General features: G+C 71.6%; 13 protein-coding genes. 7 read left to right on the top strand and 6 right to left on the bottom strand.

What is annotated here, in order from left to right:
• Positions 1 to 47: 47 nt before the first annotated feature.
• From rnpA to Q0817_RS11270, 7 genes are all read left to right on the top strand, one after another.
• Positions 48 to 458, top strand: coding sequence for a ribonuclease P protein component (gene rnpA, locus Q0817_RS11300; RefSeq protein WP_298587386.1), 411 nt, complete (start codon positions 48 to 50; stop codon positions 456 to 458).
• Positions 455 to 895: a membrane protein insertion efficiency factor YidD gene (gene yidD / locus Q0817_RS11295; protein WP_298587382.1), complete on the top strand. Its 441-nt coding sequence runs from the start codon at positions 455 to 457 to the stop codon at positions 893 to 895. The genes rnpA and yidD overlap by 4 nt, the downstream gene beginning before the upstream one ends.
• Positions 892 to 1,878, top strand: a complete 987-nt coding sequence (gene yidC, locus Q0817_RS11290) for a membrane protein insertase YidC (RefSeq protein ID WP_298587379.1) — start codon at positions 892 to 894, stop codon at positions 1,876 to 1,878. The genes yidD and yidC overlap by 4 nt, the downstream gene beginning before the upstream one ends.
• 85 nt (positions 1,879 to 1,963) lie before the next feature.
• Positions 1,964 to 2,626: a R3H domain-containing nucleic acid-binding protein gene (locus Q0817_RS11285; protein WP_298587376.1), complete on the top strand. Its 663-nt coding sequence runs from the start codon at positions 1,964 to 1,966 to the stop codon at positions 2,624 to 2,626.
• Positions 2,626 to 3,297, top strand: coding sequence for a 16S rRNA (guanine(527)-N(7))-methyltransferase RsmG (rsmG, locus tag Q0817_RS11280; RefSeq protein ID WP_298587373.1), 672 nt, complete (start codon positions 2,626 to 2,628; stop codon positions 3,295 to 3,297). Before Q0817_RS11285 ends, rsmG begins: the two co-directional genes overlap by 1 nt.
• A gap of 324 nt (positions 3,298 to 3,621) precedes the next feature.
• Entirely contained in the window at positions 3,622 to 4,518 is an 897-nt protein-coding gene (locus tag Q0817_RS11275; protein ID WP_366139872.1) for a ParA family protein, read from the top strand.
• A gap of 617 nt (positions 4,519 to 5,135) precedes the next feature.
• A complete protein-coding gene (locus Q0817_RS11270) occupies positions 5,136 to 6,416 on the top strand; it encodes a ParB/RepB/Spo0J family partition protein (protein ID WP_298587557.1) in 1,281 nt (426 codons plus the stop codon).
• 93 nt (positions 6,417 to 6,509) lie between these two features.
• Here Q0817_RS11270 and Q0817_RS11265 read toward each other — a convergent pair whose 3' ends face one another.
• From Q0817_RS11265 to Q0817_RS11240, 6 genes are all read right to left on the bottom strand, one after another.
• Positions 6,510 to 7,718: a peptidoglycan-binding protein gene (locus Q0817_RS11265; protein WP_298587367.1), complete on the bottom strand. Its 1,209-nt coding sequence runs from the start codon at positions 7,716 to 7,718 to the stop codon at positions 6,510 to 6,512.
• A gap of 115 nt (positions 7,719 to 7,833) precedes the next feature.
• A complete protein-coding gene (trxA, locus tag Q0817_RS11260; protein ID WP_298587364.1) occupies positions 7,834 to 8,169 on the bottom strand; it encodes a thioredoxin in 336 nt (111 codons plus the stop codon).
• 135 nt (positions 8,170 to 8,304) lie between these two features.
• Positions 8,305 to 9,336 (bottom strand): thioredoxin-disulfide reductase, encoded by a 1,032-nt coding sequence (trxB, locus tag Q0817_RS11255; protein ID WP_298587361.1) that lies wholly within the window; start codon positions 9,334 to 9,336, stop codon positions 8,305 to 8,307.
• A gap of 132 nt (positions 9,337 to 9,468) precedes the next feature.
• On the bottom strand, positions 9,469 to 10,911 hold the full coding sequence (locus Q0817_RS11250; RefSeq protein WP_298587358.1) for a hypothetical protein: 1,443 nt from the start codon (positions 10,909 to 10,911) through the stop codon (positions 9,469 to 9,471).
• 154 nt (positions 10,912 to 11,065) lie between these two features.
• The gene (locus Q0817_RS11245) at positions 11,066 to 12,688 is read right to left on the bottom strand and encodes a murein biosynthesis integral membrane protein MurJ (RefSeq protein ID WP_298587354.1); all 1,623 of its coding nucleotides are present in this window, start codon (positions 12,686 to 12,688) and stop codon (positions 11,066 to 11,068) included.
• Positions 12,689 to 12,770: 82 nt separating this feature from the next.
• On the bottom strand, positions 12,771 to 13,271 hold the full coding sequence (locus Q0817_RS11240; RefSeq protein WP_298587351.1) for an NUDIX domain-containing protein: 501 nt from the start codon (positions 13,269 to 13,271) through the stop codon (positions 12,771 to 12,773).
• Positions 13,272 to 13,354: the final 83 nt, after the last annotated feature.

Genomic DNA, 13,354 nt, shown 5'->3' with positions numbered 1-13,354 from the left:
CGGCGTGCCGGAGCCGCCTGAGCCGCCGACCGCGCAGGAGCGGGACCGTGCTTCCTGAACAGCACCGGATCCGGACCGCGGTCCAGTTCTCGGCCACCACGCGTTCCGGCGCCCGCAACGGGCGCCGGAACGTCGTCGTCTATGTGCGTCCCACCGGCGAGGAGCTGCCGGCCCGGTTTGGCTTCGTCGTCTCGAAGGCCGTGGGCAACGCGGTGCGCCGCAACAAGGTGAAGCGACGCCTCCGGGAGCTCGCCCAGACCACGGTCAGGCAGCTCCCGTACGGTTACGACGTCGTGGTGCGTGCGCTGCCGCCGGCCTCCCGCGCGGACTGGCCGGAGCTGGCCGCCGACTACGCGAAGGCGTGGCGGACGGCGTCCGCGCGGGCCGGGGTTCCCGGGACCGCCGGGACGACCACCGCAGAAGACCGACGACCCGCACGGGAGGAGCCGGAGTCATGAGCGAGCACGCTCACGCGCCCGAGGACCTCCTGGCCGCGGCTCCCCACGAGTTCGTCCGCCCGGCGTCGGCGTGGCAGGTCCTGTGGTTCCTGCCGCAGAACGCGCTCATCGCGGGTCTCAAGCTCTACCGGACCATCGTCTCCCCCCTGTACGGGGACGTCTGCCGGTACTTCCCCTCCTGCTCGGCCTACGCGCTCGAGTCCGTCACGGTGCACGGCGCCGTGCGCGGCCTGGGCCTCAGCGTCCGCAGGCTCCTCCGCTGCCACCCCTGGGCGGCGGGTGGGATCGACAGGGTCCCGGACGGCGGTCGGGTCTTCCCCGACTTCGCGTCCCTTCCCCGGATCGTCCTGCTGAACCATCCCACCCTTGCCGAGCACCACCAGCACCACCCCGCCGGGGGCACCGGTCCCGCGGCCCAAGGAGAGCCTTCCCCATGAACCTGTTCGAAATGATCCTCTTCCCCTTCAGGTGGGTCGTCTCCGCCGTGCTGTGGGTGTTCCACGAGCTGCTCACGGCCATCGGGATGGATCCCGCCGCGGGCATCACCTGGGTGCTGTGCATCGTGGGCCTGACCCTGGTCATGCGCACGCTGACGATCCCGCTGTTCCTCAAGCAGATCAAGTCCATGCGCGGCATGCAGGAGCTGCAGCCGGAGATGGCGAAGCTCCAGGCCAAGTACAAGGGCAAGAAGGACCAGCTGTCCCGGCAGGCCATGGCCCAGGAGCAGATGGAGCTGTACAAGAGCCACGGCTCCAACCCCTTCTCCGCGTGCCTGCCCATCCTGGTGCAGATGCCGATCTTCTTCGGGCTGTTCCAGGTGCTCAACGGCGTGCCCGGCTCCGCCGCGGCGGGCGAGGGCGTGCACGTCCTGGACGCGCCGACCGTGCAGTCCTTCAACGAGGCGACCTTCTTCGGGGCCCCGCTGTTCTCCACGCTGCTCAACCCGGGCGACGGCAACCACGTGGCCACGATCCTCCTGGCCATCGTGATGATCATCGCGATGTCCGCCTCGCAGTTCTTCACGCAGAAGCAGCTGACGGCCAAGAACATGAGCGAGACCGCCAAGGCCTCCCCCATGTACCGCCAGCAGCAGATGATGCTGTACCTGTTCCCCCTGGTCTTCGCGATCGGCGGCATCAACTTCCCCATCGGCGTCCTCATCTACTGGACCGTCTCCAACCTCTGGTCCATGGGCCAGCAGTGGTGGGTCATCCGCAACAACCCCACCCCCGGTTCGCAGGCCGAGCAGGAGCTCAACGAGCGCCGCGCCGCGAAGGGTCTCCCCCCGCTCGGCAAGACCCAGGAGGAGCACGAGGCCGAGGTCGAGGAGCAGCGTGCCCGCGCCGCCGCCGGGCAGCGCCAGCAGCCGGTCGGCAAGAAGCGCCAGAGGCAGCAGGCGAAGCGGAAACAGGCGCGATGACCCCGGCCGGTCGATCCGGCTCGACACCCTCCCCGCTCGGGGCCGGCGTGCCCGGCCCCGTGCTTCCACGGCCCCAGGAGACGACATGACCGACATCCGGCAGACCACCCAGGACGCCGACGACGTGCAGCACCCCACGCCGGGCGACGACGCCGGGCGCGGCGTGCCGACTGAGACCGCCGTGCCGCGGGCGGCCGAGGCCCGGAGCGCCGACCGCCCGGAGTCCGAGCACGATCCCGCCGGCCGCCGCGACGGCGAGGGCGGCACCGCGGCCGACCCGCTCGAGGAGGAGGGCGAGATCGCCGCCGACTACCTCGAGGAGCTGCTGGACACGGCCGACCTCGACGGCGACATCGACATCGAGGTCCGCGACGGTCGCACCTATCTGTCGGTCGTGGCCGACGGGGACGACGACGAGAGCCTCTCGGTGCTGGTCGGCGAGGACGGGGAGGTCCTCGAGGCCCTCCAGGAGCTCCTGCGGCTCTCCGTCCTCGCCGCCACCGACCGCCGCTCCCGCCTCGTCCTGGACATCGGCGGCTACCGCCGCCGCCGGGCGGGCGAGCTCCAGGAGCTGGCACGCTCCGCCGCGCGCGAGGCCCGGGAGAGCGGGGAGCGGGTGCACCTCGACCCCCTGTCCGCCTACGAGCGCAAGATCGTGCACGACGTGGTCGCCGAGGAAGGTCTGGTCAGCGAGTCCGAGGGCGAAGGGGCGGCACGGCACATCGTCGTGTCCGTTCCGCAGGGCTGATGTCCGAGGACCAGCGCCCCTCCCCCGCCCCGCAGGACCCTCCCGTCCCGGACGACCGGGAGCGGCGCGCGGCGGAGCAGCTGTTCGGCGAGCGGCTCCCCCTGGCGGAGCGCTACGTGGCGCACCTGGCGTCCTCGGGCATCGTCCGGGGACTCATCGGCCCCCGTGAGGTCCCCCGGCTCTGGAGCCGCCACGTGCTCAACTGTGCCGTGGTGGAGGAGCACATCGCCCCGGACGCCCGCGTGGCGGACGTCGGCTCGGGGGCGGGCCTGCCGGGCCTGTGCCTCGCCCTCGCCCGCCCGGACCTGCGGATCACCCTCATCGAGCCGCTGGAGCGGCGCGTGCAGTGGCTGGACGAGGTCGTGGCCGACCTCGGGCTCACGAACGTGCGGGTGCTGCGGGCCCGGGCGGAGCAGGCCAAGGAGGAGGTCGGCGAGGTGGACGTGGTCACCGCCCGGGCGGTCTCGGCGCTCGTGGGCCTCGTGGACATCACGCTGCCGCTGCTGCGAGGCACGGGCGAGCTCCTCGCCCTCAAGGGGCGGTCCGCGGCGGACGAGGTGCGCAGGGCGCAGAAGAAACTGGACCGTCTGGGCGCCCGGTCCACCGAGATCGTGACGGCCGGGGAGGGACTGCTCGAGGAGCCGACCACGGTGGTCCGCGTCCGGCTCTGAGACGCCGCCGCCGGCTGCGGCCGGTGACGGCGGTAGGCTGGGAGGAGTGTGCCACGGGCGGGGCGCCGAACTCGGCCCCGGGTCGACGGCGACCTGACCTGCGGCGCGGCCCCAGGCACCCCTCCCCCACGGGAGGCGTGCTCCGACGGAACGAGTTCGAGACGAACCGGGAAGGTGCGCAGTCAGATGCCGATCGACGACGGCGCGGGAAGTCCGAGAGGCTTCGACGCCGAGTTTCCCCCCGATCCGCTTGATCAATCGATCAAGGTTGTTCCTGACCGGGGTACTCGTGTTTCACGTGAAACGGACGGACAGCTGCCCAAGATGACCACAACGATGGCGGAGGACACGCCGCTGGGGAGGAAGCTCGTGGAGGAGACCAGGCGACGCGCCAGGCTGAAGAAGGTCCAGCTGGAGAAGCCCGCCGCAACGCGGATCTTCACGATCAGCAACCAGAAGGGCGGCGTGGGCAAGACCAGCACCTCGGTGAACCTCGCCGTGGCCCTGGCCCGGCAGGGACAGAACGTGCTCGTGATCGACAACGACCCGCAGGGCAACGCGTCGACGGCTCTCGGGGTGGAGCACAGTTCCGAGGTCGACAGCACCTACGACGTGCTCATCGACGAGATGCCCATCGCCGACGTGGTGAAGCCGTCCGCCGAAGCGGAGAACCTCTGGGTCGTCCCGGCCACCATCGATCTGGCCGGCGCGGAGATCGAGCTCGTGTCCATGGTCGCGCGCGAGCACCGGCTCCGCAGGGCACTGGAGGCCTACGCGCGCCAGCGGGAGGCGGACGGACTGCCTCGCCTGGACTACGTCTTCATCGACTGCCCGCCGAGTCTCGGGCTCCTGACCCTCAACGCGTTCGTGGCGGCCACCGAGGTGCTGATCCCCATCCAGTGCGAGTACTACGCGCTCGAGGGACTCAGCCAGCTGCTCAAGAACATCGAGATGATCCAGAAGCATCTCAACCCCGACCTCGCGGTCTCGACCATCCTGCTCACCATGTACGACGGTCGCACCAACCTCGCGTCCCAGGTGGCCGAGGAGGTGCGCAACCACTTCCCCTCGGAGGTGCTGGAGACCATGATCCCCCGCTCGGTGCGGATCTCGGAGGCGCCGAGCTACCAGCAGAGCGTCATCAGCTACGACCCCAGTTCCACGGGAGCGCTGTCCTATCTCGAGGCCGCGGCCGAGATCGCTCTGCGCTCCGAGCACTGACCGGCCGGTCTCCTCCACTCCCCCGTCCGACGCCCGCCTCCTACGGGAGGCGGGCGTCGTGCTGTCGGCGCCCCGGAACGTCCCCGCGGCACCGCACCGTTCCACGTGAAACGTCACGTCGGAACACGACGCTCGGCTAGAATTGTCCGGATTGCCGGGCGAGGGAGAGGAACACCGTGAGCGAACGACGACGTGGTCTGGGACGAGGACTGGGGGCGCTCATTCCGAGCGCGCCCGCGACGGAGACCGCCGACCGGGAGGAGCCGCCGGCCGGCGCTCCCCCGGCTCAGGACACCGCCGAGGCACCGCAGAGCAGCGCGTCGGGAGACCGTGTTTCACGTGAAACGGAGCATTCCGGGGCGGGACACGACACGCCGGCCGTGAGTTCCCCCAGTGACGGCGCGCCGCGCCCGGCAGGGGACGCACCGGAGGCACCGACGGCGGATGCTCGTCGGCGCACCACCACCGCGCCGGGGAGTCGGACGGACGATGCGGAGTCACCGTCGACACCGGAGCAGGCGGGGACGACGAGCGCCGCCAAACGCCCGAGCGCCGGCGGGCGCGGCCGGTCCGCCGGCCCGGCCGCACGGCAGAAGGCCATGAAGGCGCGAATGGACATGGGCGAGGCCCTGCGCAACACCACCCTCGTCAGCCGGCCGTCCGACATGTTCTTCCTGCCGTCGACGAGCACGACCGAGGGGGGAGACTCCTCGGCGATCTCCGACGGGCCGGACGCGGACCAGCGGACCGCGTCGGACGGGGCGACGAGTGTTTCACGTGAAACGACGTCCCCCACGGACGAGACGGAGCCGCGGACGTCGTCGGCGGGACGCCCGGAACCCGCGGACAGCACGCCGGAGGCGACGCCGACCCCGGAACCGTCGAAGCGGAGCCCCGCACCCCCCTCGTCCCGTGCGCCGATGACTGCGGACCGGACATCCGGGGCCGCCGACCCCGAGGCACCGAGATCCCCGTCCGCGTCGGAGTTGGTCGACACTTCCGCCCCGGAGTCCGTCGACGCACCGGACACCGATGTTTCACGTGGAACGGAGGATGTCGCCGAGGAGCTGGCCGCGGTGCCCGGCGCCACCTTCGCGGAGATCCCCGTCGCCGCCATCCACCCCAACCGGAAGCAGCCCCGGCAGGTCTTCGACGAGGAGGAACTGGCGGAACTGGCCTACTCGATCGCCGAGCTGGGCGTCCTGCAGCCCATCGTGGTGCGGTCGAGCCGCGAGGACGGCGAGCAGTCCTTCGAACTGGTCATGGGCGAACGCCGGTGGCGTGCCACTCAGCGCGCGGGGCTGTCCACCATCCCGGCGATCGTCCGGGAGACGGCGGACGACGACCTCTTGCGGGACGCCCTGCTGGAGAACCTGCACCGCAGCCAGCTGAACCCTCTCGAGGAGGCCGCCGCGTACCAGCAGCTCCTGGAGGAGTTCGGCACCACGCAGGAGGAGCTGTCCCGGCGGATCGGCCGGTCCCGCCCCCAGATCAGCAACACGATCCGTCTGCTTCGTCTGCCCCCGCTCGTCCAGCGTCGCGTGGCGGCAGGCGTGCTCTCGTCCGGTCACGCGCGCGCGCTGCTGTCCCTGGCGGACCCCGCGGAGATGGAGCGTCTTGCCCAGCGCATCGTGGCGGAGGGTCTGTCCGTGCGCGCCACGGAGGAGGCCGTCCAGCTGACCGAGTCGGGGGAGCGCAAGCCCCAGCGGACGGCGGTCCCGGCCGGACGGCACAAGGAACGGCTCGACTACATCGCGGACGCCTTCGCCGACCGGCTGGACACGAGCGTGCGGATCGCCCTCGGCGCGCGCAAGGGCAAGATGACCATCGAGTTCGCCTCGGTCGAGGACCTGAACCGCATCATCGAGGTGCTGGACCCCGGAATGGACCGCAGCTAGAGGGAACCGCCCACGCAGAAGCCCCGGTGTTTCACGTGAAACACCGGGGCTTCTGCGTGGGCGCGGGGCCCCTTCGGCCGTGGCGGGCCGGGCTCAGCGCCCGTTGTACTCGGCGACGTCGTCCACGCTCATGGTCCCCGTGGGCACGTCGTCCTCCGCGATCAGGAACATGCGCTGCAGCCCGAAGACGACGGCCTCGGCCAGGTGGTTCCGGTGCTCGGGGTCCGCGAGGGCGGCCCGGTCGGCCGGGCTGGAGAGGTACCCGAGATCGAGCCAGATGGTCGGCGCGTCGTGGGACCTCAGCAGGTCCCACTGCCGGGCGTGGGTGCCGAGGTCCAGGGCCCCGGTCCGGGCCACCATCTCCTTGAGCACGAGCACCGCGGCCCTCTCGCCGATGGGGGAGTAGATCTCGGAGCGGTCCTGCTCGCCCCAGTAGTACGAGGCCACTCCACCGGCCGCGGGGGAGCTGTTCCAGTCGCAGTGCAGGGTGACCACCACGGAGTCCGACCGGCATCCGGCGACGACCTCGTGGACCGAGGAGGCCGTCCGCACCGTCTCGCCGCGGCGGTCGCGGAGCTCTCGGCCGGGGGAGACGACCGCGGGCTCGGCGCCGATCTCGCGCAGGAGCTCGAAGGCCCGGAGGACGACGTCCCGGGTCACCTCGTCGGCGCGGTCCCGGAAGTCCGGCGCGGCCGAGGCGGGCGGCTGCTGGCCGGCGGTCCCGGACGGGACGAGCACCACGGAGCGGCCGCGCAGGGCGGAGGTGGCGCGCTCCAGGCGGTGGTACTCGCGCAGGGAGAAGGCTTTGGAGGAGGTGATGTTCTTGTTGATCCGGGCGAGGGCGGCAATGGTCTCGCGGTCCACCACTCCGGTGGTGGGGAGACCCAGGCTCTGCTGCAGCTCCATGACGGCGTGGTGCGTGCTGCTCCCGAACACCCCGTTGAGGTGGCCGTAGTAGAAACCCAACCGTGACAGGTTGTGCTGCAGCATGCTGACGTCGTCGCCCCGCAGGGGACGCTCGTCGTCGACGTAGAGCGGGCGGTCACCGAGGGCGTACTGCGCCTCGTTGAGGCACCGGTCGGTCTCGGGGCCCACCAGGCCGTCCACGATGAGCCCGCGCTCCTGCTGGAAGGCGCGCACGGCGGCGTCGACGTGGTCGTCGAAGTAGGAGGGATTGTTGACATCCTGCGGCGCGAGGTAGGCCACGGTGACGCCGGCTCGCAGCAGACGCTCCCGCAGGCTCACCACCCGCCGGCTCGTCATGGTCCGGCGCAGCATCGGTTCGGTGTCGTCGTTGTTCACGGGTGTCCCACGGGTCGGAAGGGTCGGTGAGGTGCCAGGACAGCGGCTCGTCCGTCCCTCCCGGATGGGGGAGGGACGGACGAGCCCGGGGTGCCGAGGATGTCGGTGGAACCGGTCAGTTCCCGACGACGAGGTAGTCGGCGAACTCCTTCTCGAGGGCGCTCTTCGGCTTCGCGCCGATGGCCTTCTTGACCACCTCGCCGCCGGAGAAGAGGTAGATCGCGGGGATCGAGGTGATGCCGTACTGGGACGCCACGGCGGGGTTCTCGTCGACGTTGAGCTTGACGACCTCGACGGCGTCCGCGTGCTCGGCGGCGATCGCGTCGAGGACCGGGCCGACCATGCGGCAGGGGCCGCACCACTCGGCCCAGAAGTCGACGATGACGGGCTTGTCCGACTCGAGGACCTCGGTGCGGAAGTCGGCGTCGGTGACGTTCTTGGCGGCGCTCATGGTTCTCCTTGTCCGGGCCGCGGGCACGCGGTCGGCGTGCCCGGACCGCTCTGGGTGGAACGTGCGAAAGGCGGATCCGGTTCGATTATGACCCATGCCGGTCGGGGCGCCGGCGGGTGCCCCGACCGGGACGGCTCAGCTGTGCAGGACGGAGCGGTCGTGCAGGGCGGCGAGGTAGTGCTCGGCGTCGACGGCGGCGACGCACCCGGAGCCCGCCGCCGTGATGGCCTGGCGGTAGGTGCCGTCCACGACGTCGCCCGCGGCGAAGACCCCGGCGAGGCTCGTGGTGGAGCTGCGGCCGTCCACCGCGATGGTGCCGTCCACGGTGAGCTCCAGCTGGTCCTTGACCAGGGCGGTGCGCGGATCGGAGCCGATGGCGACGAACAGGCCCGTCACGGGCAGCTCCGTGGTCTGGTGGGACTCCGTGTCGCGGACCGTGACGGAGCGGACCTTCTCCTCGCCGTTGATGCCCACCACCTCGGCGTTCCACAGGACCTCGATCTTGGGGTCGTCGAAGGCCCGCTGCTGCATGATCTCGGAGGCGCGGAAGCTGTCCCGCCGGTGGATGATCGTGACCTTGGAGGCGAAGCGGGAGAGGAACGTGGCCTCCTCGAGGGCGGAGTCGCCGCCGCCCACCACCGCGATGTGCTGCTCCTTGAAGAAGAAGCCGTCGCAGGTGGCGCACCAGCTCACGCCGTGTCCGGAGAGCCGCTTCTCGTCCGGCAGACCGAGCTCCCGGTAGGCGGAGCCGGTCGCGAGGATCACGGCGTGGGCGCGGTGCACGGAACCGTCCTCGAGGGTCACGGTCTTGACCTCGCCCTCCAGCTCGAGGGCCACGACGTCCTCGTAGCGGATGTCGGCGCCGAAGCGCTCGGCCTGCTGCTGCATGTTGGACATCAGCTCCGGGCCCTGGATGCCGTCGACGAACCCCGGGTAGTTCTCGACCTCGGTCGTGTTCATCAGCTCACCGCCGGCGGTCACGGACCCGGCGAACACGATGGGGTGGAGGTTCGCGCGCGCGGCGTAGACGGCGGCGGTGTACCCGGCGGGGCCGGAACCCACGATGATCACCTCGTGGACGGTCTCGTCGTCCGCGGTGGCCGTCGGCTCGCCGCTCGAGGGGACGAGGTTCAGGGCGTTGATCACGGGACCGAAGTCGGGGCTCACTGTTCTGCAGACCTTCCGTACAGGGAGCGGCCGGGCACGCCGACCGCAGGGACCACTGGCACAACGGGGGGCGCGCGGCGGATATTCCGGTGCCGGGCCCGTCATGGCGGGCCCGGCGGGGGAGCGGAGGCCTCAGTCGAGCTGGATCTCGCCGACCCGCAGGCCGTGGTTGAACCCGGCGATGGGGTTCGTCAGCTGCGGCAGCTGCGTCCAGTTCACGATCACGTACTCGTGCTCCCCGTCCCGGGCCGCCGCCGAGAGCGGAACCGTGATCTCCGGGCCCGTGAAGGAGCCCGAGGCCACCTGCTCGGCGCCGTCCAGGCTCGGGGCGTCGTTGACGTACACGTCGAACATCCCGCCCGAGCCGGACGACTGGTCGAGCCTCAGGGTCTCCACCGGCGCGGGCTCCTCGAGCTGGACCGCCAAACCCACGCTCGGGGTCTGGTTGCCGAAGTTCTGGTCGGAGAACCCGTAGCTGATCCAGTAGGTGGACGGGTTGCCGTCGATGGTCTGGCCCAGCTGGGCGTCCTGGTCGGCCATGAAGCCCGGATCGGTGGGCACCACCCGGGTGACGGCGCGGGGCTCCGGGTCGGCGGCCGGGGCCTCCGGCTCGGGGCTCGGCGGGGCCTCCTCCTCGCCGCCCTCCTCCGCCGCGGGCGCGCTCACGGCGGGCTCCGGGGCGTCCGCCCCCGCGAAGAGCCCGCCCAGCCGGTCGAAGCTGAAGACCACGGCGCCGATCAGCAACGCCAGCAGGAGCAGCAGGAGCAGCAGCAGGCCGCTGCCGCCCTTCCGGGTCTGCGGCGCGGCCTGCTCCTTCCGCGGCGGGGCGGCCGGGGCGGTCCCCTCCGGGCGGGGGGCCGTGTCCAGGCCCCCGTCCTCGGGGCTGTCGTAGCCGTCGTAGCGGTTGTCGCCGTCGTAGCCGGGGTCGATGTCCGTCCCGGCGGTGCGCACGGCCGAGGCCGCGGTGCCGCTCGCCGCCGCCCGGTCGAAGAGGGTCGACCGGGTCGAGGTGGCGCTGACCCGCACGGGCCGGCCGAGCCGGGTGCGCACCGAGGGCGCGGGCGCGGCGTCGTCGTACGAGTCGTCGTCCCGCCACCGGGTGACCTTGGGCTGCGGGGCCGCGCCGCCGAGGTCGTCGGAGGCCTCGGTCGCGACCACGGGCGCCGGGCTGGTGGGGTCCGGCTCCTCGTACACGTAGGAGCCGCTGCCGTTGCCGCGCGGGGCGCCGAAGATGTCGTCGCTGAGGGACTCGTCCTCGACCTCGTCCGGCTCCACGAGCAGGGAGTCGAGCATGTCCGCCGCCGGGGTGTGCGAGGTCACGAGGTAGGTGTGCGCCTCCGCCTGGCCCAGGTCCAGGATCTGGAAGGGGGCGCCGATGCTGCCGTTGGCCATGGAGCGGGCGTTCTCCACCAGCAGGGACGTGTGCCGCTCGGCGGGCAGCAGGATCGAGACGCGGCGGCCGAGGATCTGGTCCTGTCCCTCGAGCACGTGGTCGCCCTCGGCGGTGGCCAGCACGTCGGAGACGACCTTGTAGCGGCCGCCGAGGACGGAACCGAGCTTCATCGGTGCGGGCACGTTGGCTCCCTGGGGGTCGGGAATTCGCGGCGGGGGCCGGAACTCGCGGGCGGGGGTGGCCGGCGGGGCAGGAGGGGTGTTCCCGACCCACGTCATCGACCACTCAGCACCTTACCGGTCCCGGCGGTCCGCGGCCGAGAGCTCCGTCACACGGTCAGCGGCGGAGCCGGGCGAGGACCGGGCGCACCAGGCTGTCGAGCTCCTGGACGCGGCAGAGCCGCAGAGCGCCCAGGTAGGCGATCCCCATGACGGTCCCGCCCGCGGCCACGGTCGCGATCGCGGTCAGCTGGTTGGTCCAGGGGAAGCCGTCGGGGTCGTAGCCGCCGAGCAGGAACAGGGCCACGGCGCCCACCGCGCCGGCGAGCAGGGACGCGGCGAGGATCCGGGCGTGGGAGTCCACGACGCGGGCCACGTCGTAGTCCCCGATCCGGCGGACCAGGACCACGTGGTAGAGGAGCGTGCTCAGGATGTTCTGCAGCGCGTAGCACCCGGCGACCGCGAAGACGATGAGGTCCGGCGGGACGAAGGACCAGATCAGCAGGGCCGAGACCACGGTGAAGAGGGCGACGCCGACCTGCACCAGGAACGGGGTGCGGGCGTCCTCCTGGGCGTAGAACGCCCGGCCGAGCATGAAGGAGACCGACATGAAGGGCGCGCCGATCGCGATCACCGCGATCACCTGGCCGACCACGGCCCCCGCGGAGGGGACGCCGCCGCTGAAGAGCATGCCGAGCGGGCCGGCGAAGACCACGAGGGCGACCGTGGCGAAGACCGTGGCCACGCCCGTGATGCGCAGGCTCGAGGACAGGGAGGTGACCATGCCGGCCCGGTCCCCGTCGGTCGAGGCCGCGGCCATCCGGTTGAACAGCACGGTGGCGATGGACAGCCCGATCACCCCGTGGGGCAGGGAGTACAGCATCGAGGCCTGGTTGAGCGCCGCCACGCCCGCGATCTGCTGCGGCGGGTCCATGGCGAGGTACTCCGGACGGTAGCCGGTGGGGATCGCGGCGACCTTGGTCAGGGTCAGGAACGCCAGGTTGGCGAGGATCCCGGTGGCGAGGGTCCAGCCCGCGAGCCGTGCCGCGGTGGAGAGCCCGATGCCCCGCCAGCCGAACCTCGGCCGCAGTCCCAGCCCCAGCCGGCGCAGCGGCCAGAGCAGCACGAGGGCCTGGGCGGCGACACCCACGGTGGCCATGGCCGCCAGCCAGAACGTCTTGGCCGGGATCCAGTTCTCCAGGGTGTGCGGGGCCTGCTGGTAGGCGCCGAACTGCTGGACGAACACGAGCAGCGCCGCGATGGCCACCACGTTGTTGACCACCGGCGCCCACATGTACCAGCCGAAGGCGCCGCGGGCATTGAGGACCTGGCCCACCACGGTGTAGAGGCCGTAGAAGAAGATCTGCGGGAAGGTGAACAGTGCGAACGTCAGACCGAGGGACAGCTGCGCCTCGGACCAGTCGGTGCCCATGGTCCGCACGATGGGCCCCGCCAGCAGCACCACGACCGCGGTGACGCCCAGCAGGGCGAGCACGGCGAGGGTGAGCAGGCGGGAGATGTAGTCGGCCCCGCCGTCGTCGGCGGCCCGGGAGGCCTTGATGATCTGGGGCACCAGGACGGCGTTGAAGATGCCGCCGGCCACGAGGACGTAGATCAGGTTCGGCAGGGTGTTCGCGAGTTCGAAGACGTCGGAGACGGTCGTGACGGAGCCGATGGCCACGGTGATGAGGACGACCTTGACGAACCCCAGCGCGCGGGAGACGAGCGTGCCCGAGGCCATGATAGCGCTGGAGGCCGCCCCCGAGCGCCGGGCCGGGGCCGCCGGGGGGCGTGCGCCGCCCGCCCCGGAGGGGCCCGCGGTCTCAGAGCTGGTGGATGATGTATTCACGGGCGATGTCGGCGATGCGCCGTTCGTTGGGGAAGGACAGCTTCCGGCCGAGGTCGTCGATGTTCACCCAGGCGACGTCCACGGCCTCGTGGTCGGGGTCGTTGTCCGTGGTGAGGTGACCGCCCGTGGCGCGCAGCAGGAAGTGGTGCACCGTCTTGTGCACGCGGTGGCCGGAGACCGTGAACCAGTAGTCGATGCTGCCCAGCGGGCTCAGCACCTCCCCGGCGATGCCGGTCTCCTCCTCGATCTCGCGGATCGCGGCTTCCTCGTTGGTCTCCTCGTTCTCGGGGTGGCCCTTGGGCAGGCACCACTCGAGGCGTCCGCCGCGGTTGATCCGGGCGATGATGGCGACCGGGTGGGACGGGGTGGCGAGGTCGACGACGATCCCCCCGGCGGAGACTTCCTCGACCGTGGGCAGCGCGGCGGCCGGCGCGGTGGGCCGCTTCTTCGGTGCGCTGGGGACGGGGAAAGCCATGTCTCCTACCTTGCCACAATCGTCCGGGCTCCTGCGGGAGTGCGGGAAGGCCTCCCCGGCCGGTTCCGGCGGGGTCGCCGCGG

Source organism: uncultured Kocuria sp. (genome assembly GCF_947500125.1).
Classification (GTDB): Bacteria; Actinomycetota; Actinomycetes; order Actinomycetales; family Micrococcaceae; genus Kocuria.
Note: the sequence above shows the minus strand (reverse complement) of the source record. Positions and strands in the feature narration are given on the sequence as shown.